The sequence below is a fragment of the Acinetobacter sp. TW_SC_4 genome, from assembly GCF_054861205.1.
In genome coordinates this window covers 1408336-1433813 of record NZ_CM142174.1, presented here as the reverse complement: position 1 = coordinate 1433813, position 25478 = coordinate 1408336, and the positions used below count along the sequence as shown (strand labels likewise).

Annotated in this window: 29 protein-coding genes, 2 pseudogenes and 1 other annotated feature; of the genes and pseudogenes, 22 read left to right on the top strand and 9 right to left on the bottom strand. The window is 39.8% G+C overall.

Features of this window, described 5'->3' with window-relative positions; genetic code table 11:
• The first annotated feature begins 39 nt into the window (after window positions 1-39).
• The 12 genes from ACWM1W_RS06840 (at window position 40) to ACWM1W_RS06785 (ending at window position 6319) form a co-directional block, all read left to right on the top strand.
• The gene (locus ACWM1W_RS06840) at window positions 40-987 is read left to right on the top strand and encodes a GGDEF domain-containing protein (RefSeq protein ID WP_375725366.1); all 948 of its coding nucleotides are present in this window, start codon (window positions 40-42) and stop codon (window positions 985-987) included.
• Between the two features lie 43 nt (window positions 988-1030).
• Window positions 1031-1534 (top strand): hypothetical protein, encoded by a 504-nt coding sequence (locus ACWM1W_RS06835; RefSeq protein WP_375725365.1) that lies wholly within the window; start codon window positions 1031-1033, stop codon window positions 1532-1534.
• A 207-nt stretch (window positions 1535-1741) separates the two neighbouring features.
• Window positions 1742-1975, top strand: coding sequence for a hypothetical protein (locus ACWM1W_RS06830; protein WP_180033910.1), 234 nt, complete (start codon window positions 1742-1744; stop codon window positions 1973-1975).
• Window positions 1976-2300: 325 nt separating this feature from the next.
• A complete protein-coding gene (locus ACWM1W_RS06825) occupies window positions 2301-2735 on the top strand; it encodes a hypothetical protein (protein ID WP_375725364.1) in 435 nt (144 codons plus the stop codon).
• Window positions 2732-3268: a hypothetical protein gene (locus ACWM1W_RS06820; protein ID WP_291359975.1), complete on the top strand. Its 537-nt coding sequence runs from the start codon at window positions 2732-2734 to the stop codon at window positions 3266-3268. The genes ACWM1W_RS06825 and ACWM1W_RS06820 overlap by 4 nt, the downstream gene beginning before the upstream one ends.
• 1 nt (window position 3269) lies before the next feature.
• The gene (locus ACWM1W_RS06815) at window positions 3270-4391 is read left to right on the top strand and encodes an ATP-binding protein (protein ID WP_341256456.1); all 1122 of its coding nucleotides are present in this window, start codon (window positions 3270-3272) and stop codon (window positions 4389-4391) included.
• Window positions 4388-5068, top strand: a complete 681-nt coding sequence (locus ACWM1W_RS06810; RefSeq protein ID WP_375725363.1) for a putative quorum-sensing-regulated virulence factor — start codon at window positions 4388-4390, stop codon at window positions 5066-5068. The genes ACWM1W_RS06815 and ACWM1W_RS06810 overlap by 4 nt, the downstream gene beginning before the upstream one ends.
• Window positions 5065-5349 (top strand): hypothetical protein, encoded by a 285-nt coding sequence (locus tag ACWM1W_RS06805; RefSeq protein ID WP_375725362.1) that lies wholly within the window; start codon window positions 5065-5067, stop codon window positions 5347-5349. The genes ACWM1W_RS06810 and ACWM1W_RS06805 overlap by 4 nt, the downstream gene beginning before the upstream one ends.
• A complete protein-coding gene (locus tag ACWM1W_RS06800) occupies window positions 5349-5732 on the top strand; it encodes a hypothetical protein (RefSeq protein WP_375725361.1) in 384 nt (127 codons plus the stop codon). The genes ACWM1W_RS06805 and ACWM1W_RS06800 overlap by 1 nt, the downstream gene beginning before the upstream one ends.
• A complete protein-coding gene (locus tag ACWM1W_RS06795) occupies window positions 5732-5896 on the top strand; it encodes a hypothetical protein (protein ID WP_180003601.1) in 165 nt (54 codons plus the stop codon). Before ACWM1W_RS06800 ends, ACWM1W_RS06795 begins: the two co-directional genes overlap by 1 nt.
• Window positions 5889-6041 carry a hypothetical protein gene (locus tag ACWM1W_RS06790; RefSeq protein ID WP_162835340.1) on the top strand — a complete coding sequence of 51 codons (153 nt, stop codon included), beginning with the start codon at window positions 5889-5891 and terminating at the stop codon, window positions 6039-6041. The genes ACWM1W_RS06795 and ACWM1W_RS06790 overlap by 8 nt, the downstream gene beginning before the upstream one ends.
• A complete protein-coding gene (locus tag ACWM1W_RS06785) occupies window positions 6041-6319 on the top strand; it encodes a DNA-binding protein (protein ID WP_180053630.1) in 279 nt (92 codons plus the stop codon). Before ACWM1W_RS06790 ends, ACWM1W_RS06785 begins: the two co-directional genes overlap by 1 nt.
• Here the strand turns inward: ACWM1W_RS06785 and ACWM1W_RS06780 are convergent.
• Window positions 6316-7335 carry a tyrosine-type recombinase/integrase gene (locus tag ACWM1W_RS06780; protein ID WP_180025369.1) on the bottom strand — a complete coding sequence of 340 codons (1020 nt, stop codon included), beginning with the start codon at window positions 7333-7335 and terminating at the stop codon, window positions 6316-6318. The two genes, ACWM1W_RS06785 and ACWM1W_RS06780, sit on opposite strands and share 4 nt — an antisense overlap.
• 280 nt (window positions 7336-7615) lie before the next feature.
• Here ACWM1W_RS06780 and tusD point away from each other — a divergent pair, with 280 nt between their 5' ends.
• The 4 genes from tusD to ACWM1W_RS06760 are packed head-to-tail and all read left to right on the top strand — an operon-like array spanning window position 7616 to window position 9007.
• The gene (gene tusD / locus ACWM1W_RS06775; RefSeq protein ID WP_004785936.1) at window positions 7616-7984 is read left to right on the top strand and encodes a sulfurtransferase complex subunit TusD; all 369 of its coding nucleotides are present in this window, start codon (window positions 7616-7618) and stop codon (window positions 7982-7984) included.
• Between the two features lie 44 nt (window positions 7985-8028).
• Entirely contained in the window at window positions 8029-8379 is a 351-nt protein-coding gene (locus ACWM1W_RS06770) for a hypothetical protein (protein WP_034171184.1), read from the top strand.
• A gap of 17 nt (window positions 8380-8396) precedes the next feature.
• Window positions 8397-8681, top strand: coding sequence for a sulfurtransferase TusB (locus ACWM1W_RS06765; protein ID WP_034171185.1), 285 nt, complete (start codon window positions 8397-8399; stop codon window positions 8679-8681).
• Window positions 8682-8695: 14 nt separating this feature from the next.
• Complete coding sequence (locus ACWM1W_RS06760; RefSeq protein WP_004785942.1) at window positions 8696-9007, top strand: TusE/DsrC/DsvC family sulfur relay protein; 312 nt, start codon at window positions 8696-8698, stop codon at window positions 9005-9007.
• A gap of 110 nt (window positions 9008-9117) precedes the next feature.
• On the opposite strand, the gene ACWM1W_RS06755 is transcribed toward ACWM1W_RS06760, so the two are convergent.
• The 3 genes and pseudogenes from ACWM1W_RS06755 to ybaK form a co-directional block, all read right to left on the bottom strand.
• Window positions 9118-9600 carry a hypothetical protein gene (locus ACWM1W_RS06755; protein ID WP_375725360.1) on the bottom strand — a complete coding sequence of 161 codons (483 nt, stop codon included), beginning with the start codon at window positions 9598-9600 and terminating at the stop codon, window positions 9118-9120.
• A gap of 64 nt (window positions 9601-9664) precedes the next feature.
• Window positions 9665-10869: pseudogene (locus ACWM1W_RS06750) on the bottom strand (YncE family protein).
• Between the two features lie 260 nt (window positions 10870-11129).
• Window positions 11130-11597: a Cys-tRNA(Pro) deacylase gene (gene ybaK, locus ACWM1W_RS06745; RefSeq protein WP_375725359.1), complete on the bottom strand. Its 468-nt coding sequence runs from the start codon at window positions 11595-11597 to the stop codon at window positions 11130-11132.
• A gap of 1033 nt (window positions 11598-12630) precedes the next feature.
• On the opposite strand from ybaK, the gene aroQ reads away from it, so the two are divergent.
• Genes aroQ through accC form a run of 3 tightly spaced genes read left to right on the top strand, consistent with a single transcriptional unit; the run spans window position 12631 to window position 14908 of the window.
• Window positions 12631-13086, top strand: a complete 456-nt coding sequence (gene aroQ / locus ACWM1W_RS06740; protein ID WP_375725358.1) for a type II 3-dehydroquinate dehydratase — start codon at window positions 12631-12633, stop codon at window positions 13084-13086.
• Window positions 13087-13102: 16 nt separating this feature from the next.
• Entirely contained in the window at window positions 13103-13519 is a 417-nt protein-coding gene (accB, locus tag ACWM1W_RS06735; protein ID WP_004785952.1) for an acetyl-CoA carboxylase biotin carboxyl carrier protein, read from the top strand.
• A gap of 18 nt (window positions 13520-13537) precedes the next feature.
• Complete coding sequence (gene accC / locus ACWM1W_RS06730) at window positions 13538-14908, top strand: acetyl-CoA carboxylase biotin carboxylase subunit (protein ID WP_375725357.1); 1371 nt, start codon at window positions 13538-13540, stop codon at window positions 14906-14908.
• Window positions 14909-14970: 62 nt separating this feature from the next.
• Here the strand turns inward: accC and ACWM1W_RS06725 are convergent, their stop codons facing one another.
• A complete protein-coding gene (locus tag ACWM1W_RS06725) occupies window positions 14971-15417 on the bottom strand; it encodes a hypothetical protein (protein WP_375725505.1) in 447 nt (148 codons plus the stop codon).
• A gap of 325 nt (window positions 15418-15742) precedes the next feature.
• Here ACWM1W_RS06725 and ACWM1W_RS06720 point away from each other — a divergent pair, with 325 nt between their 5' ends.
• Window positions 15743-17173 carry a sensor domain-containing diguanylate cyclase gene (locus ACWM1W_RS06720; RefSeq protein WP_375725356.1) on the top strand — a complete coding sequence of 477 codons (1431 nt, stop codon included), beginning with the start codon at window positions 15743-15745 and terminating at the stop codon, window positions 17171-17173.
• 49 nt (window positions 17174-17222) lie between these two features.
• Window positions 17223-18713 carry an amidase gene (locus ACWM1W_RS06715; protein ID WP_375725355.1) on the top strand — a complete coding sequence of 497 codons (1491 nt, stop codon included), beginning with the start codon at window positions 17223-17225 and terminating at the stop codon, window positions 18711-18713.
• Window positions 18714-18728: 15 nt separating this feature from the next.
• Here ACWM1W_RS06715 and ACWM1W_RS06710 read toward each other — a convergent pair whose 3' ends face one another.
• The 4 genes and pseudogenes from ACWM1W_RS06710 to ACWM1W_RS06695 all read right to left on the bottom strand — a co-directional run bounded on the left by ACWM1W_RS06710 (window position 18729) and on the right by ACWM1W_RS06695 (window position 24444).
• On the bottom strand, window positions 18729-19895 hold the full coding sequence (locus ACWM1W_RS06710) for an MFS transporter (RefSeq protein ID WP_375725354.1): 1167 nt from the start codon (window positions 19893-19895) through the stop codon (window positions 18729-18731).
• 388 nt (window positions 19896-20283) lie between these two features.
• Window positions 20284-21534: pseudogene (locus ACWM1W_RS06705) on the bottom strand (IS3 family transposase).
• Window positions 21143-21259, bottom strand: a sequence feature (AL1L pseudoknot). Its footprint overlaps the pseudogene before it by 117 nt.
• A 2157-nt stretch (window positions 21535-23691) precedes the next feature.
• Window positions 23692-24033, bottom strand: a complete 342-nt coding sequence (locus ACWM1W_RS06700; RefSeq protein WP_005235426.1) for a hypothetical protein — start codon at window positions 24031-24033, stop codon at window positions 23692-23694.
• Between the two features lie 270 nt (window positions 24034-24303).
• Window positions 24304-24444 carry a hypothetical protein gene (locus ACWM1W_RS06695; RefSeq protein WP_375725353.1) on the bottom strand — a complete coding sequence of 47 codons (141 nt, stop codon included), beginning with the start codon at window positions 24442-24444 and terminating at the stop codon, window positions 24304-24306.
• Between the two features lie 326 nt (window positions 24445-24770).
• On the opposite strand from ACWM1W_RS06695, the gene ACWM1W_RS06690 reads away from it, so the two are divergent.
• The gene (locus tag ACWM1W_RS06690) at window positions 24771-25406 is read left to right on the top strand and encodes an SOS response-associated peptidase (protein WP_375725352.1); all 636 of its coding nucleotides are present in this window, start codon (window positions 24771-24773) and stop codon (window positions 25404-25406) included.
• Window positions 25407-25478 lie beyond the last annotated feature (72 nt).

The window sequence follows — 25478 nt, the reverse complement described above, 5'->3', positions numbered from 1 at the left end:
TTTTCCATATCTCTCTTAGTGCAAATACGGACTAACTTAATGAATAATATTAGCTTTAAGAACTTTGAAGAAGCAGGCCAAGCTATTTTAAAGTTCTTATCTCAACGCTTTGGCTTCAAGTTATGGATGATTACGCGTACGGAGGGTGATGACTGGATCGTGTTACTAAGTGAAGATAATGGCTATAACGTTAAGCCAGGACAAGTATTTCGATGGGCAGATTCTTTCTGCTCACACATGGTACAAAATAATGCGCCCCGCATTGCCCCCTATTCACCTGATATTCAAGTTTACGTAGACGCACCTATAAATCACTTAGTCCCAATTAAAGCCTATATCGGCCAACCTCTGTATAAAGAAGATGGGTCCCTTTTTGGCACTCTCTGTGCAATCGATCCTGAACCTCAATCTAAAAATCTGGTCGAGGAAGCTCCATTATTTGAGCTGCTAGCACAAGTGCTTAGCTATAATATTCAAGCTGAATTAAAAGCCGCTGAGTACATACGTAAAGCTGAACGGTTTGAAGTGGAGGCATTGTCCGATCCGATGACTGGCCTTTTTAACCGTCGTGCTTGGGACCAGTTAATTGAATTAGAAGAAAAGCGCTGCAAACGATATGGTCACCCTGTTGCTATTCTTATGATTGATCTTAATGACCTCAAGATCACCAATGATACTTTGGGGCATGCTGCAGGTGATGAACTCATTCAAAGAATGGCTTTAACCCTCAAAAACACTGTACGCAATAATGATATTGTCGCTCGTCTAGGTGGTGATGAGTTTGCTGTACTCAGTATTGAAACCAACCGAAAAAATGCGGATAAACTTGCAACCAGAATTCAAACTGCTATTGCAAAAGCTGGCATTAGTGCTGCAATTGGTTTTGCAATGCGAAATCCCACATACGGTCTATCAGCAGCTATCATAGAGGCAGATGAAAAAATGTATCAGGATAAAGCCCTAAGCAAATCACCTGAGACTAATTAATAAAAAACGCGAACCCGACGCGGCTCAATAAGCAGGAAGCTATATGATATTGGATCGAGAATTACAGCTTGAGTTGTTAAGTAAGATCGCAGAGTGCTACCCATTTGTATGGACTGATTATGAGCGAAAGCCAGATAGTGCTGAGTATCATAAAATTGCTATCAATTTGAACTATCTCAAGGGTCATGGCCTTCTTACCGAGAACTCCACCAAAGTGGTGCATAGTAAATCTGGAGATGGTGGTGGCTCCATTCTTATCATGAAGCCGGAAATCACAGAAAAAGGCTTGGATTTTCTAAAAGATGATGGTGGTCTTTCAGCGATTTTAGGTGTAGTAACTGTAAGGTTTGAGGCTGATACCATTCGCACTATTTTGCAATTAAAGGTGGATCAATCCGATTTATCGCCTGCTGATAAGCAGAGATTACGTGGTTTGCTTCAAGAGCTGCCCGCCGAGAATATAAAACACCTGTCAACGAAAATTGTGGATACGGGCTGGGATGGTCTAGGCTCTCTAATGAACTTAATTCAAAGCAGCCTTTTTTAGCGATATTCTTGAATTTCAAATAACCAATCGACTTATTGTAATCGCCTACTGGCACAAAAAATTCAGGCACATCTTCTTTTATGTGCTCCAGATAAATCTGTGTTGAGCCAGGATGAAGACGATCTTCCATTAAAACAAGAGTTTCTAATTTCATAACAATTACCTTGCCGCATACCCGAGCGGCTCTTGGATCGGGTGGAGAAAAGAATGAGTAATAGCACTACAGTAAGTGGACCAATCGAAATTAAAGACAAGTCGGTTGAAAGGGTTGCATTGGAATTAATGCAAATAATTTCAGAATCCGAAAGGGTGGCTGATAAGGAAAAATTTCGCAAACCCAATTCAAGAGAATATTATTTAAAACTCTACAACCAATGTCATAGAGTCGTAAGCTGGAGTGGTGTTGATGTTAAGGATGTTTTGCAGGAGAGCAATTCTTAAATAAACCCTCCTCGATTTCTTTTATATTCGCAATGATAATAGAGGCGTCAGTAACACCAGCACTAATTAATTCAATTACAAGTTTTAATTTTTCATTGTGATCCAACATAGTGAAACTCCAAACAACCCATCCCTGTGATGGGTTTTCTTTTGCCTATTAAAGCATAAAAATTAGTAAAAACTTAATATACACTAAATTTATTTAGTAAATACTATTGACTTAATATTTAGTAAATACTAAATTACATCTCATAGACAACAAAAAGCCCCAGTGTTGCGCAAACAACCTGGAGCGTGACCCATCACCCTACTGAGTGAGACTATTATGAACACAAAATTGACTCCACACAATAGTTTCAAGGTAACTCTTGTTGCTACTGCCTTAACTGTAAGCGCAATAGCGTTTGGTTGGCGTGCTGACTTTGGTACTAGCCAAGCAGCTCCAGCTCAAAATATTCAATCTGAATACGGCATCGTATCTTTAAAGATGCTTGATGACGTACGCGGTGAAGCAACCCTTAATCTAGATGGCTTCCGTTTGGAAATCACTTCGTTTGAAGTTGCAGCACATCCAGATGACTACGGTGTACCAGGTTCCGAGTTCACTAATGTAGAAGTGATAGAACTTGGTGAAATCAAGGTATTTGATGCCAATGGTAATTCTTATAACGACTTCACTGATTATCAGGATCACCGTGAAATTAACGCAATGATCGCTGGCCACATCATGAAGCATCGTCTGGTGGAGGTGCAGTCATGATTCTTAAATCTGCCGATCAAATCTTTGAAGCACTTTTGAATGGCCAGCTGGTTTACTGGTGTGAATATGGCTCTGATGATTGGTCCCCACTTAATGACCAAGCACAAGTTAATTTTGCTGATCTTTACACTGGTTTTCTGCAATTCAAAGCAGATGAACTACCTGTCATTCCAATGCCAGTAGAGTTTGGCTCAACTCATCGTTACTTCTCTGAATACATCAAGACGTTTGAAGGACTTGAGATTTACAGGGTTGGTAAAAATCGGGTGAGCTACTTCGCTTTACGTGTCAAAAGCTCAGGAACTATTGCTGACTATTTCTGCAATACGCTGATTTACTCCATCCAACCTGACGGCTCTCTGAAGAAAATGGATAAGTCTACAGCTCCACAGTGGATTCTAGATGGTTTGGAAAATGCGCGAGTCGCCATGCGCAAAAATAAACGTCATCAAGTTTTAGAAAGTACCGGCTTCTTTGGGTCTGAGGACTATAAGAACTTTAAACGCAAAAATCGTCAGCTAGGAGTGCGTTGAGATGGCGATTAATATTATTCCAGCGGATCAACCGCTATTGGTACAAGCCATCATCGTTTATCTGTACGCAGATCCGGGCTTGGGTAAAACATCAATTGGCTTCACTGGTGAAAAAGCAATTTCATTCGACTTTGATAAAGGTTCTCACCGTACTGGTGAACTACGTCGCGGTGCTGTAGTCCAGGTCAATCAATGGGCTGATGTGGCTAACCTGACCATGCAGGATCTAGAACCATTTAAAACGATTGTGATTGATACCGTTGGCGCAATGCTTGAAAGCATTAAGACTCACCTATTGCTAAACAGTACAAACAAGCAAAAAGATGGCTCTTTAAAACTTAAGGCCCAAGGCTTGGCCAATAACATCTTCAAGCAATACGTGAATACGCTAATTGCTTCAGGTAAAGACGTCGTTTTCATTGCCCATGCTTCTGAAGACCAGAACGGTGACCAGGTGATTTACCGGCCAGATCTTGGTGGTAAGAACCGTAATGAGCTTTACCGCATTGCAGATGTAATGGGTTACCTGACCACTGTGCAAACAGGTGAAGGCAAGCATGAACGTGTGATCAGCTTTAGACCTTGCCCTACTCACCATGCCAAAAATGCAGGTGGTTTAGGCGGTGAAACTGGTGAGGTATGGGTTCCAGACTTAAAAGCGAATCCGTCTTTCCTGGCAGATCTCATCAAGCAGGCCAAAGACCACATCAACACCATGACACCTGAACAGCTTGCATCAATGAAGGCACAGGAAGATTTAGATAACTGGATCCAGAGTTGTGCTGAAGCTCAGTATGCCAGCGACCTAAACCAACTTACTGAGTCTATCGATAAGAACCATACGTATTACAAAAATATGCGTGTTGCTCTTAAAACCAGAGCTGACGAAATGAAGTGCACCTTTGATATGCAGCGTAATGCATGGGTAGATCCTGCTGAGTTCTTTGGTATCAATGACCAACAACTGGCTGAGCTTCAGGACTTCATCGATACACGTGGCTTAGATGCCAAAACCGTATGTGAGCATCTAGGTATCGATGCACTTAATCAAATTGAAGCCAGCAAACTGGTGGCTGTACAACAAGAAATTGAACAATTAGCAAAGGAAACTATTAACGCATGAAAGCAATAATTTTGGACACGGAAACTCATACGATTAATGGTTTCCCTATTGAAATCGCATACGCACCTTGCTCTTTTGAGCAAGGTAACTTGGGGTTTGATCAAAGCCAGATATTTGATGAGTTCTACTCATGTCCTGAGCCAATCGCTTACGGTGCAATGGCAGTGCATCACATCCTGGAAGCTGACATCGAGGGCAAGCCAAGCTTTGATACTTTCCGCTTACCTAAAGATGTGGATTGCTTGATTGGCCATAACATCAATTACGACATTGAGGCGATCCGTAAATGTAGTACGGATGTTCCTGAAAAGTCTATCTGTACTTTGGCTTTGGCTCGTTTCACATGGCCAGAACTGGAAACTCACACCCTGAGCGCCCTGTTCTATTTTGTGAGCTCAGACAAGGAAAAAGCACGTAATTACCTGCGTAATGCTCACAGTGCGAAGTATGACATCTGGTTCACATACATCATCCTGAAAAACATCTGTTTAAAGTTGGGTATCAAAGACATGAATTCATTGCATGTCCTATCTGAACAGGTTCGCACTCCAAATGTAATGCCTTACGGCAAGCATAAAGGCACTCCATTAAAAGAGGTTCCAAAGGACTATGTGAAATGGATGCTGACCACTGATATTGATCCTTATCTGCGTAAAGCATTGGAGGCTGCGGCATGATTTTCAAAATTAAAAAGAAACATGAAGCTGGTTTCAAACTTTGGCTGGAAAAGTTGGGTTATACGAAGAAAGAACTTGCAGATGGTAGCGCTACTTTTTCAGGCAAAGGCACACGTAAAGCACTGAGCTATGTGTTTTTAAAGAACGATTTAACAGGTAATGCAGCATGCCAGATGCTATTTGATGAATATGAAATGCATCTGCGCTGCCCGAATGTTTCGAATGAAACCAGCGAAAACTTAACAAAGATTGTGGCTAATCAGATTATGAAGGTGGCGTGATGGAAGATAGCAAATTGTGGTGTGTAGGTATTTGTCCTGAAGGTGATAGCCCACATGAGCAGCAACCAGCACAGTCAAAAGAAATTGCTGAACGTGCTTTAGCCCGCTACAGAGCTATGACTAAAGCTGAAGGCAATCAGTTCATGATTGAATCATTTGATGAATACTTCCAGGTTCAAGAATGGGAAGGCACAGCGAAAGAACACCAGGAGCAAATGTTTTACACAGAAGACTGGTTTAAAGAGCCGATGTATCAGTGCAAAAACATGCAGCAGGCTGAACAAGCTTTTAAGTATGGTGAAATCGTGCACTGCTACAAAGATGATGCTGAGTTAATTACTTTTGATTTTGATGAAGCCAAGCGCTTCTATGGAGTGGCGTGATGGATAGTACTAATCAAGTAGTTAAGCCAACTCCCTATGACGATGCTCAGTTTCTCTGGTGCACCAAATGGTGTGAAGAAAAAGGTTTAAGCCCATACGATGCAAAGAATTGGGCTGATGCGAAATTTGAATATTTAAAACTGCAGGAGAAAAACAGTGACTGAAATTCAAGAAAACATTGATGTATCCGAAGGTCAAGAAGAAAACGTTATTGATAGCTTTATTGCTGACGGTGGTTTTGATCAGGCTTTTAAGGATGTGTTTGGTTTACCGGAATCAGTACAACAAAGTTTAAAAGAGGTAACTTAATGGCTCGTTACAACATCACTGTAGAAGCTGAAAGACCGCCTCAAATCATGCTAGGCCAGAATATTGGTGGCGCAATAGTGAAGGAGCTTAAAGAGGTTGAAGTTGAACTGGTTTCAGCTTCTTATCTGGCTCAAAAATACAATCTGTCAGTGACCACGATTCGAGAAAAATTAGTTTCGATCAATCAAGGTACACAAGGCAAGGCGCTATACAATCCAAAGTTGGCCCATGACCTGCTGACAACCAAAGTTAAAGTAGGCAGACCGAGAGCTAATTAGCTCTCACTGTCGTTAAACATTTCTACCAAATCCTGAGCATCTGGATTGTAATAAGTATTCACCAGCATTGAGATAGTTTTGTGGCCTGTAATTTTGGCTAACACTTCAACCGGTAATTTTCTCACCTTCACCATTCTAGTGATGGCTTCATGTCGTGAATCATGGAAGTTGATATGTGTAAGCCCTGCTCTTTTCTTTGCTCTCATCCATGTAGCACAACATATCTGTTTATCAATAGGCAGAAGTTTATCTGTTCCTTTAGGTAATAAAGAAAGCAGTCTTTTTGCTTCGCCAGATAAAGGCACGTTTCTGGATTCACCATTTTTTGTCATCGGTAAATGCACAAAGCCTTCTTTAATATCCTTCCTACGCATTGCCAGTATTTCACCCTGACGCATAGCAGTTTCCAGAGCAAATCGAAATGCCCATGCTACATAGTGACGTGACGTTTCTGGTGTTGTAGATCCATCCCAGCTTAACGCCTTTAGCAACAATTCTTGATCTTCTTCTGTAATACGCTGGCTTCTGGATTTTTCCTTGCTCGGCATGGTGACCGCATGCCAGACGTTAGAATCAATCAAAAACAGTTCTTTCATGGCATAGGTAAACACGGCTGAATAAATGGCGTGTTCATTCCTGAGTGTTGCTATCTTCACTTCTTTTTTACGGTTATTTCGCCATTCTGCAATGTCAGCAGGCTTGAAATCATAAATAGACTTGTCAGCTAAATTTGGTGCAATCCGGTCAAGGTTTTTAATTTTAAAATTGATAGTCCGTGCAGATCGCATGTGACGACCATGCTCTTGATAGTATCTAGCACAAAGTTCCCTAAATGGATAATTCGGCTTTTCGCCTTGTTCTATTGCCTTTTTACCAGACCGAAGTTCAAGCAATTTATTATAGGCCCACTGTTCACACTCTTTTGCGGTGTCTCGGGTGGCTGAATATCTTTTCTTATCAAAAGTGACAATGATGCGCCAGCTGGACCCTCGCTGGATGGGTTTGGGTATTTTCATTTTATTGGTGCAGATTTGGTGCAGATTACTTTGCATTTTATCGGTAAAGTAAAAAAATGAAAGGATATAGAAGGGATTTTGTGCAGTTTTGGGTATGGGTTAGTGACGGGATAGGATTAACATACTGTTTTAAATTATTGTTTTTATTAAAATTAATTATTTCTATATTTTATTTTTTGTCTTTTTATCAGAAAAGATCATCTAAAATCATTGTATACTACCTACTTTCTTTGTAGCCAAGATCATCATCCCGCGTTGATCAAGCCTGTAGTGAATTTCGATGAGCACCTTAATTCTTGTTACCTCCGCACCGACTTCTATTTATGCCTGGCATGCGCTTGGACTCGCCCAAGCTTTACAACATAAACAGGAAGCTTTCCGTGTATTTTTCTATCAAGATGGCGTGTCGGTCGCAAATGCATTGCAATGGGTGCCCGACGACCAGCGTCATCTCACACGTTCCTGGCAGGATCTGAATATCCGCCTACCCGTTTGTGTCAGTGCAGCCTTAGCGCGTGGGATTACAGATCAGGAAAATGCTCAACGTCACAATATTCAGCAACATAATCTTGCTGATGGTTTTGAATTGGTCGGTCTAGGCGAGCTTGCTGATGCTGTTCAGTCCTCACAACGTCTAATTCAATTCTAGATGCTTCATTTTTCAGGATGTGTTGCTTTTAAAAGGAATCTTGTGTGAAATCTGTACTTGTTATATTAACCCAAGCCAACTTAAACAGCTTGCAGGTGCATGAAAGCCTGTCTGCCACGATGGTACTGGCGACCTTCGGTGCTGAAGTTAAAGTATTACTCCAAGGCGCAGCCTTGAGTCTTTTACGTTCTGAGCTTCAGTTTGACCAGCTGAAACATGCCTTTAAACTGGCCTCAAATCTGGTGGATAGTTTCGAATTTTATGACCTAACCCCAATTCTGGTTGAACAGAAAAATCAGGACTCTCCTTTTGTAAAGCAAAGCGAACAGGAGATTGAGTTGATTGAATTCAATTCAGAATTCGTTCAAAAATTTGATCACGTATTGTATTGGTAAGGACGAAGGATAAATAAATGTCAGATCAAACCCTTTACCTGATCCAGTCAGATTATGCAGCGACGGTGTCAGTCCTTGATCAGTTAGCACAGCTCCATGCTTCAGATGATCAAGTGGTCCTGATGGGAGAATCAGTGCTGTATCTGGACCATGCCTTCGTACAGCAACTGCCGCAAGTTTATATCCTGAAAAATGATGCAGAAATTCTGATCTCACCTTTATCGGAAAATGTTGTTTTACTCGACTACTCCGAATTTGCAGATCTATGTCTGAAATTTAGTCGCTGCATCTCAATGAAATAATCCATGAGTCACATATGAATCTAGAACTGGACCAAGATGGTCATTTAGTCGATTACACCATCTGGAATGAAGACGTTGCCCAAGTACTGGCAGATACACTAGAACTTCAACTTACTCCTTGGCATTTTGAAGTGCTACAGGCTGTTCGTCAGTTTTATCATCAGTTTGGGCATTCTCCTGCAACCCGTCCGTTGATTAAATTTTTGATGAAGACAGTGAGTCCGGAAATTAACAATGCCTTATTACAGGAAAAGTTTAATACGGGTCTGGTGGCACGTCATTTAAGCCGACTGGCTGGCATCCCGAAACCCGCGAACTGCTTATAAGTTTTAATCTAAAACATGAATGAAGAAAAAGCCCGTTTTTACGGGCTTTTATCTTATCAAGCTTATCTATGATCTGTATTCACAACTAAATAAATCTTTAAACCGGAAGATTAAAAACTATTCTGATCCAATGCATTTAAGGCTTGATCCAGCTGTGGAGAGATTTCAGGCAGAACTTTCTGCAAAAATTCTATTTGAGCTCTCGCCTCTTTCGGAGCAACGACCTGAGCATTCACCAGATTCTGCTGTTGTACCAGCAAACGATCTAGCTGGCGATAGTCTGGCTTTTCACCTTGACTTAAGCCATTCATCATTTGGGTAAAATCCAGATAAAGCTGCTCTCTCTGTTGTAATAAGACCTGCTGTTCAGAATCCACTTCCGGGTGTCTAGCTGTTCTTGCCGATACAGCTGTTTTAGGATTTAAACTCGAAGTAATTAGTGATTTCGTTGCAAAAGTCATCTGATCATCAGGTTTCAGTATATTGAATTCTGTCTTATAAATATCCTTATGAACCTGATAAGCAATCCCAACCAGAATACTGGTTGATAACATTCCCGCCAGCAGATATAAAGTAAGTGTTTTGTCCCTCATATATGCTACCTACAATGCTTAGAGCAACGTCCATAACACATTGCTCTTTTAAAGCCATTATTTGCTACGGCGTAGACCAGTCTGCTGGGGCATAACCGATTCGGACACGCTGTGGATGATTTCCTACAGGCACACTGGTCACTTTATTTCCTGTCGCGAAATTAATTACGGTCACCACATCCGTTTCACTTTCTGAAATGATACAGCTACGGCCATCCGGACTTCGGGTGGCCCAGTATGGTTTACCTGCAGGAATTAATTTTCCGGCAGTCAGGCTCTTACGATCGACAATGGTGGCATAATTATCCATCGTGCCCGCAACACAGAGTTTTTCACCGTCTGCGCTGATGGATAAACCATGATGCCGGGAATCATTCACCCATTTAGTACGATCTTTGGAAATGCTATCGCTACCTGGCAACTGACCAATACGGGTCACTTTATTCTGGTTTAAGTCATACTCAATCAAACCATTAAAAAATGATACCTGAGCATAGAGTTTGCTTTCATCTTTACTAAAAACCATCGGCCGCACTGAATTAGATAAATCTTTTCGACCAAAAGCATCCAATGCCGGTCTAAAGTCAATTTTTTTAAGTACCTGATGGGTATTGGCATCTGCAATGGTGATATAACGTTTACCTTTAGTGAAATCCTGCCACTGGGCATCCAGAGAGGTTCCTACATTACCAATGGCCGAGTTCAGAATTTTTTTGCCATTATCAAAGTAAATATTTTCATGCGGTTTATCACCTGTCGCAAAACGACCAAGCTCCTTACCCGTATGAATATCTAGTACATGCACCACATTTCCGGATGATGCAGAAACCGCGACACGCTGGCCATCTGGTGAAACTGCCATGTGATCCGCACTGAAGCCTTCAACTGGAGTACGCCAGTTCATCTTGCCGGTCTTGATGTTAATCGAGACCACATCGGCAAAAAACTTGGACGGGATGCGACCACTGACTGTCCATCTGGCATGGAATACATATCGTCGACCAGCTGATCATTACCTTCACCCGCAGTAGCTTAAATATAGGTTTAGGCAATTAGTTTAAGGGATTGAGGTGAATCTCCTTCAGATGCTCCTTACGATCAGGAATCATATTGATCACACCAACCTTGCCAAAGTCACCTGAAGACCGAATCACTGTAACTGTTCCATCTCAGTTATTACCCACAAAAAAAACTTGCTGGGAATTGGGTGGCTGAGGCAAGGGTAGACGAGTCTGCCTGTGCAGTTGAAAAGACTGAGAGCATGGCCATCGCGGACAAGCTCATACAGAACCGTGATAATCGTTTTTTCTGGATTTCCATACGGTATTCTCCATATTTTCTATTTTATTGTTTTTATCTTTGTTCAATCCACAGTCAGGCTGTGGATCTCAATCATCCACTATACAATGAAGAAAAAACCATGCTGAATTTTCCGACAGAATAGAAATATGAGAACCCAGAAAAGTTGAAGCGTCCATTGATATGAACGCTTCTCAGTAAGATAGTTTTATTGAAGAATACTGAAAATTTTAGATATCTAATACATCCACAAATTTTGCATCTAGAACCTTAGCCAGATCCGCAGGTCTTAAACCAATATCCAGCCCGCGTTTACCCCCACTGACATAAATTTTATTCAGCTGTTCCGCTGATGCATCAATGACAGTTTTCAGGCGTTTTTTCTGCCCGACCGGACTAATCCCACCTACGAGATAACCCGTTAGACGTTCTGCCTGTTTAGGGTCAGCCATTTGTAGCTTTTTACAACCAAAGGCTGATGCTACTTTTTTTAGGTTTAACTGATGGTTGACTGGAAGAACTGCTACAAAATACTGCTTCTCATCCGTGACCAATAATGTTTTAAATACTTCTTCTACTGCTAGCCCTAACTTTTCTGCTGCTTCCAAACCAAAGCTTTTAGCATTGGCATCATGTTCGTATTCGTGAATGCTATATTCAATTTTTTGAGATTTTAATAATTTGCATGCAGGTGTCATAACAGCTTCGATAGTATTTTGACGGGATCTTCATTATAGCTTATCAAGTCTGCTTGGGTTTTATTCTGTGATTCTGAATAGCCTATACAATTAATATGTGTTCAAAATACAATCAGATACCATTAGCTTTTAATCAAGAATATCTATTCATACTGCACTTTAACTGAACTTAGCTATCCCATTTATCATTGTAATTCCGCATACCAGCTCGTTCTTAAGCTTAAAAATTCATCATTTAAAAACTTAGGCAACATTCAGATGAATAACAACGCCTATACATGAAGTGCCATTTTGCCAATGTTATTGAGCGAACATAAAGAATGACAAATAAAGGTAATGCTTAGAAAATTGAGCACATTCGTCAATATCAGATGAGACTAGTAAAAGATTAATGAAGAATCATAAGTTTTTAATTTTACGTTTGTGATCAGTATCATTTAGCCAATGCTCAGTAGCAATGAGCCTATCTCTTTTTGCAGAAAAATAATGTGCTACTTACTTTGCTAACGAAATAAAACCCATTCAATAATAAACTTTAGTTCATACCATTTATCAAATAACTTTTTGATTTTTATTCCAAGTTTGATATTTTAGTTTGCAGAATAATGAATAGAATAAAATTTTGATTCATCCAAAAATATAATGAAAACCCGGTCTTTTACCGATCACCATAATTTTTGATATGAGCGGAGACTTCGACTAATATTTTTTATTTTTGACAAGCTCGTGCCGAATAAACACTCAATTTAAAAGAATTATGAATAAACATTGAGGTCTAACTTACACAGCATAAATGTAACAATTAAGCCAATTCATCTAAAATCTAGAAATGATGTAAAAGATGAAGATTTGGTAGTTTTGAACATTGCTAAATACTTGCAAAGTTTTCATTATATGGCCACTGCGTGGTACATGCTTTTCTATGTCAATTCAAAGAAATTATAAAAATAATGTAGGAATTCATGCGATAATAGGTGAAGTTTGTAGACATCTTGCAAACCCATCCTGAAACTTTTTAACTGGAGCACCATAGATGACTTCGACTATTTTGGTTATTCATGGACCGAATTTAAATTTGCTAGGAAAGCGCGAACCCGAAGTTTATGGTTATTTAACTCTAGAAGATATTAATCAGCAGCTTACTGCTCAGGCTAAAAAAGCTACTTTACAACTTGACACTTTCCAGAGCAACTGGGAAGGCGCAATTGTTGACCGAATTCATCAAGCCCAACAAGACAGCGTGCAATATATCATTATTAATCCTGCTGCCCTGACGCATACCTCAGTTGCAGTTCGTGATGCACTTCTTGGCGTGGCAATCCCGTTTATTGAAGTCCACCTGTCTAACGTCCATGCACGTGAGGCATTCCGACATCATTCATATCTATCCGATAAAGCTATTGGCGTGATCTGTGGTCTAGGTGCAAAAGGCTATGCTGCCGCACTCGACTATGTCATTGAAAAAATACAATCTTCTAAACAATCTTAATTAGGAATACTGTCTCATGGATATCCGTAAAATCAAGAAGCTCATCGATTTGATGATTGAATCTGACTTACAGGCGATTGAAGTTAAGGAAGGTGATCAGTCGATCGCTCTGACTCGTCGTAATCCAGTAGTTGCAGCAGCTGTTCCTGCAATGCCTGCACCTGCAGCTGACGTCCCTGCAGCTAAATCTCCTCGTGGTGCAGTTGAAAAATCTCCAATGGTTGGCGTGTTTTATGCAGCTCCAAGCCCAGGTGAAGCACCTTTTGTAAAAATTGGCCAAACTGTTTCTGCTGGCGAAACACTGGGTATCATTGAAGCAATGAAAATCATGAACCCGATTGAAGCAACTCAAAGCGGCGTGATTGAAGAAATTCTGGTGAAAAATGGTGAAGTGATTCAGTTTGGTCAGCCACTTTTCCGTTACCGCGCCTAATCACTTCGGGGATTCATAATGTTGCAAAAAGTTTTAATTGCAAACCGAGGTGAGATTGCCCTGCGCATTGCCCGAGCTTGCAAAACTTTAGGAATTAAAACCGTCGGTGTCTATTCAGATGCTGACAAAGACCTGATGCACTTACGCTTCTGTGATGAAGCCGTGTGTATCGGTCCTGGCGCAAGCAGCGACAGTTATCTGAATATTCCAGCCCTGATTACAGCCGCTGAAATCACCAGTGCAGATGCCATCCACCCTGGTTATGGCTTTTTATCTGAAAATGCTGAATTTGCTGAAATCGTAGAAAGTTCTGGTTTTATCTTCATTGGTCCACGTCCAGAACATATTCGCCTGATGGGGAACAAGGTTTCTGCGATTATTGCCATGAAAAAAGCGGGTGTACCAACCGTACCGGGCTGCGATCATGCCGTGACGATTCACAATGCGCTTGCTGAAGCCAAAGAAATTGGTTTCCCGCTCATCGTGAAAGCGGCTTCCGGTGGTGGTGGTCGTGGTATGCGTATTGTAGAACGTGTAGATACCCTGCTTGAATCAGTACAAGCTGCGCAGCGTGATGCTGAAATGTGGTTTGGTGATGACACGGTTTATATGGAACGTTTCCTGCAAAAACCGCGTCACGTCGAAGTACAGGTTCTAGGCGACGGTAATGGTCATGCGATCCATTTATATGACCGTGACTGTTCTTTACAGCGTCGTCACCAGAAAGTACTTGAAGAAGCGCCAGCGCCTAACCTGCCAGAACAGGCTCGAGCTGACATTCTTGAAGCCTGTGTCAATGCTTGTAAATTGATGCAATATCGTGGTGCTGGTACATTCGAGTTCCTGTTTGAAGAAGGCGAATTCTTCTTTATTGAAATGAACACCCGTGTTCAGGTGGAACACCCTGTGACTGAAATGGTCACCGGTATCGACATCATTGAACAGCAGTTACGTATTGCAGCTGGCTTAGGTCTGGATATCCAGCAAGAAGATGTACGTGTTAAAGGTCATGCGATCGAATGTCGTATCAACGCAGAAGATCCATCGAACTTTATGCCATCTCCGGGCAAAATCGAGACCTTCTATGCGCCAGGTGGCGCAGGTATCCGTTTAGACTCTCATATCTATCCAGGCTATAGCATCCCGCCGTATTATGATTCTATGATTGCCAAACTGATTGCCCATGGTAAAGATCGTGAAACTGCAATTGCGCGCATGAAACAGGCCTTGGATGAAATGATTCTGACAGGCGTGAAAACCAATATTCCATTACACAAAGATCTGATTCTTCAGGATGAAAATTTCTGTGAACATGCAATGGATATTCACTATCTGGAAAAACATTTGTTAAAGCAGCTTGAAGGTGCTGAAGACAAAGAAAAAGCTTGATTTGAGACATGATCTAATAAAAAACCGCTGAAGTCAGCGGTTTTTTTATATCTAGCCTTCAATCAAGGCAAAATGCGTCGAAGCACAGCAAAACATTGTTCTGCTTTTTCATTGGCACAGAAATTAATGGTATTAGAATTCTGCCACTTCACAAAATACTGCGAAATCTCACCTGACTGATCTACCTGATTGCCGGAACAGTCTTTTTCATTATTATCGTATTTAACCTGCATAATCAACGCTGGTATCTGTGCAGCCGGATCTTGTGAAGGCTGATAGTCATACAGCCCTGTGGTCCATTCTGAACCACTTTTAATGACTACATTGTTATTACCTTTAAAATTATAGTATTCAACACATTTTTTATTATCTGGAATTTCCATTCCCCATAGCCCAACAATTTCAGGACGAGTATTAATGGTAAAAGTATTCGGAACTTCGAGAGGTTTCGCAATACTATTTGCAGCTTGATTATTATTTTCTGTTGCCATTAGCCAAGATGAGTTCATGAGCAAGACAAGGCCAAGACAGGTTTTTTTCATATTCACAGGCTTCGTTTCAATCCTAATAATTAATTTTAACTTATCATATTTTTCGGGATCATATTCTGCTCTGCATCAGTTTAAATACCGAAATAAAACAAATTTTTATCATTATAGTTTAAAAACATGGATTTCCTTTTTTAATTTTTTTGTATATATTTCGTATACAAACGTATATTGATAACGTAAGTAAAAACAGATTATTCCAAGAATAAAGTTGTACTTTTGGGTAAAAAGCATTTCCCAAACAAAGTGATATTTCACAAATAAAAATTAGATACAGGACTTAGATTTGCGAATACCTCGAATCACAGACCGGAACTTGAATCCTGAAACATATGCCTACTTGGTCATTCTTTTCATTATTTTAGTGACTTGTTTGATTAGCATTATGACCAGGACACAGGATTACTTAGCCATACTCTGGCCTGCCAATGCTGCCTTACTGGCCATGTTTTTACGCTTCCCCCATTTAAACAATATGGGCGGGTGGCTAGGTGCTTTCTGTGCGTTCATGCTTGCTGATCTGGCGACAGGTAATAATCTTTTACAGAGTCTGTTTCTAACGCTTGCCAACTTGATTAGTACTATTGTATCGCTGTTTTTTATCCGATATTTCCAGATCAATTATAAGTACTACAATACTGGCTTCACTTTCGTGCATATGTTCGGCATCTGTGCATTCGCAGGATGCCTGGCCAGTGCAGTGTTTGCCGTTGCGACCTTACCCAATCTTCCCCATTCCTTTATGACCAAGGAAAATTTATGGATAGATTTTGGGCTGTGGTGGACAGGCGAAATGGTAAATTACATTATTGTCCTGCCGCTTTTTCTGGCCTTTCCTAGAACCAAAGATCTCAAATATTTATTTAAAAACCGCAGAAAGAAGCAGAACTCATTGAGTTATTTACTGCCAGCAGGCACGGTAATCCTGTGTATTATCCTGAGCAATATTTTTGTCGGTCCAGGTGCCCTGCTTTATCCTTTAGCAGCTTTAATCTGGGCAGCACTGACCTATCGCATCTTTACGATTGCAATTATTAATGCCTTTGTAATCATTTTGATGTATTACAGCCTGACCCAGTTCTATACCACTACACATGATACGCTGGCAGACTCGACCATTTATATCTCATTAAGGATCGGACTGTTTATGCTGGCATTGTCGCCGCTGATCCTGTGTATTATCAGTCAGAACCGTAACGACCTATTTAAACGCGTATTGTATTTGGCCAATCATGACTGTCTGACGCGGACCATGAACCGGCATTTTTTCTTCCAGAAAGGTGAATATTTACTACAACATTCCAAGAGTGTGCAGTTCTCCCTGATTATGCTGGATATTGATCATTTCAAACGTTTAAACGATCATTTTGGCCATCATGTGGGCGATAAAGTACTGCAACACTTTGCTGAAATCATCCGTTCTAATTTACGTTCTCAAGATCTGTTTGCGCGTATTGGTGGTGAGGAATTTGTCATTTTGCTTTGGGATACTAAACCTTCTAAAGCCCAATTTATTGCTGAGCGTATTCGTGAACTGGTAGCTAAAACGCCAATGTATCAACCTGATGGCTCACCTTTATCGATTACCGTGAGTCTCGGGATTACGCATCAACATGCGCCACTTTCTCAAGATTTACAGCAACTGGTCAATACCGCAGATCAGGCCTTATATCAGGCCAAACACTTGGGACGTAATCAGGTGGTGCTTGCATCCTGAACTGAAACCCTCTACAACCTTATAACAATATCAACGCTAGGGAATGCAGATGAAATTTGAAGAATACTTACAATACGATGGATTAGGACTGGCTGAACTGGTTAAAAATAAACAGATACATTCAAGTGAACTTTTATCAGTCGCTTTAGAACGTAGTGCGAATATTAATCCTGAAATCAATGCCATTATTATTCCCATGCATGAGCATGCCTTGCAGCGTACCCGGCAAGATCTGTCAGGTCCCTTTGCCGGTGTTCCATTTCTAGTCAAAGACCTGTTTCAGGAATATGCAGGTTATCCGACGTCTTATGGATGTCAGGGTTTAAAGCGCATTGGCTATATAGCTGATACCAATGCCGAGATTGTTAACCGTTGGGAACAGGCAGGTATCGTGACCTTTGGCCGTACCAACACTCCTGAATTCGGAATTAAAGGCATTACCGAGCCAGATGCCTGGGGTAGCTGTAAAAATCCGTGGAATTTAAGACATAACAGCGGTGGCTCATCAGGCGGTTCTGCTTCTGCTGTGGCAGCCGGCATTGTGCCAATTGCTGGTGCAGGTGATGGTGGTGGCTCAATTCGTATTCCGGCTTCCTACTGTGGTCTGTTTGGTTTAAAACCAAGCCGTGGACGTACACCGTGGGGGCCGCAAATGAGTGAAGCAATGCATGGTGCTGCCATTCAACATGTACTCACTAAAACTGTTCGGGATAGTGCAGCAATGCTGGATGCCACCCATGGTGAAGATCGCAGTTCACTGTTTACGATTCAACGTCCGCATACACATTATCTGGAAGTGATTCAGCAACCACCAAAAAAATTAAAAATCGCATTTAATACGCGTTCCAGCATCGATACGCCTGTTTCTCAAGATGCTATTAAAGCGGTAGAACAAACTGCCCGTTTACTGGAATCTTTAGGTCATGAAGTCGTTGAGGATCAACCGCAGATTGATGGCATGCAACTGGCTAAAGATTTTATTACGACGTGGTTTAGCCAGTTTTCTTATATGCTGAACGAAATCCAGAAAGGCTATCCATCCAGATCAGGCGATTTTGAACTGGATTCTCTGGCTCTGGCTGCTTTTGGTGCCAAAACAACGGCGATTGAATATATCCAGAATCTGACTAATTGGGGACAATATGTAGCCCAGATGAATCATTTCTTTGATGATTATGATCTCTACCTGACGCCAGCCACGGCCACTGTTGCACCCAAAAATGGCGAAGTCAAGACACCAAACTGGCAGAAGCCGATTCTTAAAGCTTTATTAAAAATGAATAAGGCACATCTATTGGCACAAGGTAAGCTGGTCGATCAGATTGTAAAAGAAAACCTGCAATGGGTGCCATTCACCCAATTAGCCAATATTACCGGCCTTCCGGCAATGTCAGTACCGCTTTACTGGAATGAAGATAACCTGCCTTTGGGCTCACAGTTTATTGCACCATTTGCCCGTGAAGATTTGCTGTTACAACTAGCCGCTCAATTAGAACAGGCTCAGCCCTGGTTTGATCAATATTCCAAAATCCGCATTTAATCATTCAATCGTATCTTAAACCTGCTTTTGCAGTTCGACTTTGCTGGGTAAGCCAAATACCAGCAATAGGCCCAGCAAGGTCGACAGCGCAGCAGCAATAAAGATTGATGTTCCACCGACCTGATCCCAATAACGACCGGCTAGAATGCTGCCACTCGCCACGCCTAAACCCCACATGGTGCTATACAGTGCCTGTCCACGGCCTTGCTGTCCGGCAGAGAAGTTCTGAAAAATAACCCGCATGGCAATCATATGAAATAAGCCAAAACTTAGGGCATGAATGGTCTGGGCAAAAAACTGTGCCAGAAATAACGATGGAAATATGCCGACTGTTAGCCATCTTAAACCGGTCATTAACAGGCATAGCATCACCAGATGACGCCATGACCAGCGTGTCAGAAAAAATGTGGCATAGGCAAACATAATGATTTCAGCAATAACCCCAACCGACCAAAGCAATCCGATCTGACTGGTACTGAATCCATTCTGGCTGAGATAGTTACTATAAAAACTATAAAACGGCGCATGTGAAAACAGCATGATCAGTTCAATCAGAAAAAAACTGTATACCACCGGGCGCTTGAAAATCGGCCATAAAGCTTCGAGTTTTTTCTGTGCTGTCGGTGCTACTGTTGGTTCTTTGATAGTGAACGACCAGAGAAAAGCCAGAAATGAGATACAGAGTAATAAGACTGGTAGCATACTAATGCTAATAATCTCAAAAATGGCCCCTAAACCAAATACGCCAATAATAAATCCAATAGAACCCCACTTACGCACTTTGCCATAGAGCTCTGCCCTTTTTTCACCTAACCAGAATAAAGTCACGCCTTCAAACTGAGCCAAAATTGCATTTTGAAAGAAACTGAAAATCAGCATGAGCAAAGCGACTGACTGGAAGCTATTTGGAATGATAAAAATCATGAACCAGATACAAGCTTCCATCCAGGTAGCTATACGTACCAGTAACATGCGTTTCCCGGATTTGTCTGCAATCCACCCCCAAATAAATGGCGCAAAAAATCGGGTGACAATCGCAATCGAAGATAAAATCCCAATTTCCTGATAATTAAAGCCTTGATCTTCCAGATACAGACTCCAGAAAGGCATGAATGCGCCCACAATCGCATAATAAAAAAAGTAGAAAAAACTGAGTCTGTAATGAATAGCTAGAGATTGCATCAGACTAGATACTCTTTCATTTCTGATAACTTAAAATAAATATAAGTTGCGCTGAGTTGCATTGAATGGGTCTCGGTTGGATCTCGATAATCTATAAGATAATCATCTATAGATTCTTCAAAGTTCTTTAACTAATTTGAGAAAAGTTAAATTTTAACTTAATACATTAGCTAAATTCTTAATTTATTCTGCTAGTTCACATATGAGCTTATCAATCGTAATCATTTGATGGATCTAAGAATTAAAATGACTGAGGTTATAACATTTAGACAGCTCAGCACTGCAAAATTCTAAGTTTTGCTCGGGCTTGTCTGTCATGGATATCACCAATAAGAAAAGAAAAAACCCTTGAACCTTACCGGATTTATCGGAGACTTTTTTATTTAAGTTAGGCCACCTGACCTAACGGGTTAATCTTATCATAGTACATTGCTTCAAACTCAAAAGGCGATAAATAACCCAGTGCACTGTGTACACGCTTTTTATTGAACCAATCTACCCAGTTGAATGTCGCAAGTTGTACATCTGCTAAACCTTGCCAATCTGCTTTTAAATATTCAATCATCTCTGTTTTGTATAAGCCATTCACTGTTTCAGCCAAAGCATTATCGTATGAATCACCAGTTGTACCGACTGATGCTCGTAAATTTGCAGCTTCTAAACGATTGGTATAGCGAATAGAAAGATATTGAACACCTCTATCAGAATGATGAATCACATTCTTTGGCATACCTCGATCGTGCAATGCTTGCTCAAGTGCATCGAGCACCATATCTGTATTCATACGTGTTGATACTTTCCATCCAACAATTGCTCGTGAGAACACATCAATAATAAAGGCGGTATAGACCCAGCCTGAATTGGTTTGAATATAGGTAAAGTCAGCAACCTGAGAAACACTGTTTCGTAAGGTGATTAGGCTGATCAGCTTTAAAATTCCGTTTCACCAAGTCAGGTGCTCGTTTTTGGTCATCTCGGCTACGGGTGGTTTGTTTGTTCTCACCTCGCCAAACACCTTGTATACCTAGCTTTTTCATTAATCGAGCAACAGTACAGCGTGCAATAATATAGCCTGCACGTTTCAGTTTTTGCCAGACTTTACGTACACCATACCGACCTGAACTTTCCTTCCAAATTCGTTGAATTTGTTCAGCATGATGCTCATCATGTAGATCTCGTTTCGCTCGATGTTCCCTTGCAAAGCGATGCTTTTCATCAGCGAGATCTAAAGTTCGGTAATAGGTTGAAGCTGCGATCGGTAAAATCCTACAAATCGCATCAACACCATATCGATCTTTATTATTATGGATGAAATCCACCATTATTTATGTGGGCGGTCTAGCTCCGCCTGGGCGAAAAAAGCGGCTGCTTTATGTAGAATTTCATTGGCACGCTTTAATTCTTTAATTTCACGTTCCATTTGCTCCATTTTTTCTTGATCAGATATCTGTTGTACTTTAATAGGATTTTGCTGATCTAAATGCTTTTGATGCCAGGCACGAAGTGTTTCAGGAGTACAACCAATCTTAGGCGCAATTGCTGTGATTGCAGCCGAATTCGATGGATAATCTTTTTCAGATTCAATCAATAATTGAACCGTTCTTTCTCTGATTTCAGGGGTATATTTTAATTTTGTCATCGAACCTTGCGAAGCAGTGCTTCTCACTCAGAATATTGATTCTCCGACAAACCCGGTACGGTTCGTGATTTCTTCATCATCAGCCGTGTAATCGATTTCAGTGACACCATGTAGGCCAAACAAACAGAATATGAATTGGAGCATACTTTTCTCCTGGCAACAAAAAAGCCCATCTTTCGATGAGCTTTCATTTAATCTTTGTTGAAAAGTTATTTGGAGGTTGCAACCTCCCTGGATAGTCTCTCTAAACTCTCCAACCTCTCTTTTTTAGAAAGGTTATGTACGTGAAAACACAAAAAGAATATAAGTGCTAATAATACTCCGCATAAAATCACAACCCTTTTCTTTTTCACAAGGATTCAACTTGATTTAGACAAGAGACCTAGTATGCCACTTATTTGATTAATAAAACATCAATAAAAAAAGCCCACCATTTGGTGAGCTTTTTAAACTTAATTTTCTTACATAGGATCTATCACGTAAAAATACATAGAAAGCACTAACAACAAAACAAAGGAAATTATTAAATAAGTATTAGAATTATTAAAACTTTTTACAAAATCCCACATACCGATATACCAATTTTCAACATTTGGTAAAATATACAATACCAAGTCTCAACATTCAAAGTCCTTGATCCACATTACACCAAACAAAAAAATACCCGCAAGTCATGGAATGCAGGTATATGAACTTTGAATTCTTAAAAAGCCTACCATTTGGCGAGCTTCCTCATAGTAACACTTCAAACGGCGGGAGTGTCACAAGATAAACTTGCTGGACTGACCCACATTGGCAGTTACCGCCAGAACTCTAATCTATCATACCTATTGATGTAAAAATAGCCTCTCCATGGAACTAGATACTACTGTTTCTAGCGTTCATAAATTAAGCATAAGTAAATAAAAATATTAATCAGTATATTTGAGTCAAAAAAACCCACATCATTGGGGACGATGTGGGCAGAACTCTAAATTCAAAACGTGGAGATTTTTGAACATATGGTAAAATATAATGAAAATATTGTATGCAGTCAATCACACTTTTATATTAAGTCGATGATTAACAATCATATTGACCGATAAAATAGAAATAAGTCACTTATTCAAATTTCTAGTTAATCTTAATCTTTGACCAGATCTATTACTTAGCTTAGCTAGGCTATTCAAGCCAGATATATAGTAAGAAATTAAGCCAAACTTTTCTTTAGGCAATAAAAAAAGCCCACATTGCTGTGGGCTCTTCCCCTTTATCATTTTGCGCTGATTCAGGATTGTTGACGAAATGTACAGCGGTCAAACAATAGCCAATTCATGACAAATATAAATATATATAAATTAAATATCTATCCATCCATAAAAAGTCTGAATTGTGATCTTTGGAGTCAATAATTTCCTAGTTGAGCTTAATGAAGCTTTATTTTAGGCAACAAAAAAGCCCATCTTTCGATGAACTTATACAAAATAGCACCTAGCAATGAGTGTGTTATCAGATCATCTTATCAATCTAATCCACATGACTGGTTGCCTATATAAGTCTTCCTTATTCCACTTATTGATCTGAATACTCTTTAATAAGATTACTTTTCCAAATTATTGACTCCATCTCGGTGCATAATATTGATCGCTATCATCCTGCTATTCACCTTGATCTCTACTCTAAATCTTTAAACTTTTAAACTTTTAAACGAAATGAGTGATCTAAAAATCAGCAAAACTTTCCTTGATCATGGAAAATAATAATACTGCGCAAACCGTGAACAATAGTCCGATCAAAGCAAATAAAGGATCCTGATAAATAAGACCTAAAACCATTAGAGAAACAGCAAGGATGACAAGGAAAATAATGCCGCATATTTTAAAGAGATACATATCCACAACCTAAAGCAAAAGCTATGCTTTCAAGAAGCAATTTTTGCTCCTTTTTTAAATAATTTTTATGTTTATTATCTATATAAATTGATCAATATTCTATTTATTGGTACGAAGCTAGTATATGAAATACCGATATACTCAGTAATCATATTTCGAACAAAATTCAGAAATTTAGACATTAAAAAGCCACCCTAAAGAGTGGCTCAATGATTAAATGTTTTTATTGATATTCGATTATAGCGGTCACTATTTTCAAATAAGAATTTTAATAAATATTCTTTCTTTACCCGAAATAATCTCGACATGCATTCCTCCATGAAAGGTCAAAATATTCCTGATCTATCTGCCGTCTTTCAATCAGTACAATATTTTTATTCACTAAAATAAACCTCCGATGCTTCATTTCATTCGTAGATTTATCTCTGAAACTAACCTCACCACATTCTCCCTCTTGTTGATGAAATTGAACCAGATCTGAATTCGGTAAAGCATTCCTTACCATCTCCCTAAATTTTTTTAAATCCTCATCCTGTAGGATCTTAGAGTCAGCTTCTTGCTGGGTATTTGGTTGACTACACCCCAGAAGTATTAAAGCTACAAGAGGCAAGATAATTAGTTTTTTCATAAGCTGTTCTCCTGAGAAAGAGGATCACATTACTTTTAAAGTATGGCTATTATTAAAATGAATAGTTTTGTAAACCATTCAACTTTATCAATAAATTTAATCAGGAAAATTTAGAACAGATGAAAAGGAAAAATAGCTAAAAAGAGCTTGCTGTTTCTCTACAAATAGTAAAGTTCTGAAAATTATATAAGACTTGTCAGAGATGGCTCTACTGAGAAAATCAGAGACCCCACAACCTTCTCTTGCTAGTAGTGAGGTCCTTTAAAGAGATTATTCAACAGGATTTGCTGCTTGGTTATCTACCTGTTCATTCTGAGGACCAGGATGATTTGAACCGTCCTTTTTGTATTTCATTTTCTTATAACAATAACCCGCAAGTACACCTGCACCAATTAACGTTAATAACTTCATTTTTCACCTCATGCTCATAATTGGGTTGGCAAGCCTATATAACTAACATCTATATTTGTAGTTTTCCAAAGCCATTTAGAGTGTTTTTTTAAATAAAAAGTTAAATTATGTATATCTGTATACATCAAATAAAATTTTAATCTTTTCATAATATTAAATTTACTTAAAATATTATTGAGTTAAATATTTTTAAGCTCTAGATATATACTTATAAAATAAGAATCTTACTTTCTGATTAAAATCTAACTTACGATATTCAAATTGTTTTGAACTTATCTCTCTTATATTTTAATTCTCATGATAGATCATCATGAGAGCCTTCGCCCATGTGTTCAAACTATGAATTTCCCTCAAAAAGCCGTCTCTCTTTATTAGACATTCATGAAGAGCAACTTGAACTAGATATGAAAACGCATGTATATCCTTTGGCTCCCGCTCCCATCATTATGCGCGGTGCTGACAAGTTTGAACTGGATATCGCACGTTTCGGACTTATCCCTTCCTGGGCCAAAGAATTAAAATTTGGTCAGCATACTTATAATACCCGGACTGAAACGGTTGCCTCAAAAGCAAGTTTTCGGCATGCTTGGAAAAACAATCAGTTTGCCTTGATACCTGTAGATACGTTCTATGAACCCAAATACATTGATGGCAAATCTCATTGGTATGCAATATCTCGTGAAGACGGCGATCCTTTTACTGTTGCAGCCATTTATGATGATGCAATCATTGAGGGTGAAAAAGTTCGGTCTTTTTCAATGCTCACGATTAATGCAAATCAGCATCCTTTTATGAAACAATTCCATAATCCGAATGATGAAAAACGCTCGATTATTGTGATACCGGAAGAGTCAAGACAGGATTGGCTGCACTGCGATCATGAGGAAGCAAGTGAGTTTTTCTTCGAAATGCGGGATGAATTTATTGCAAAGCCGCGAGATCCCCGTTTGTCGGAAAATTGAAATATAAAAGCAATTTAATCACTCATATCTGATTTTAAATCATTTATTTTATTTGTATAAAAATAAAGCAAT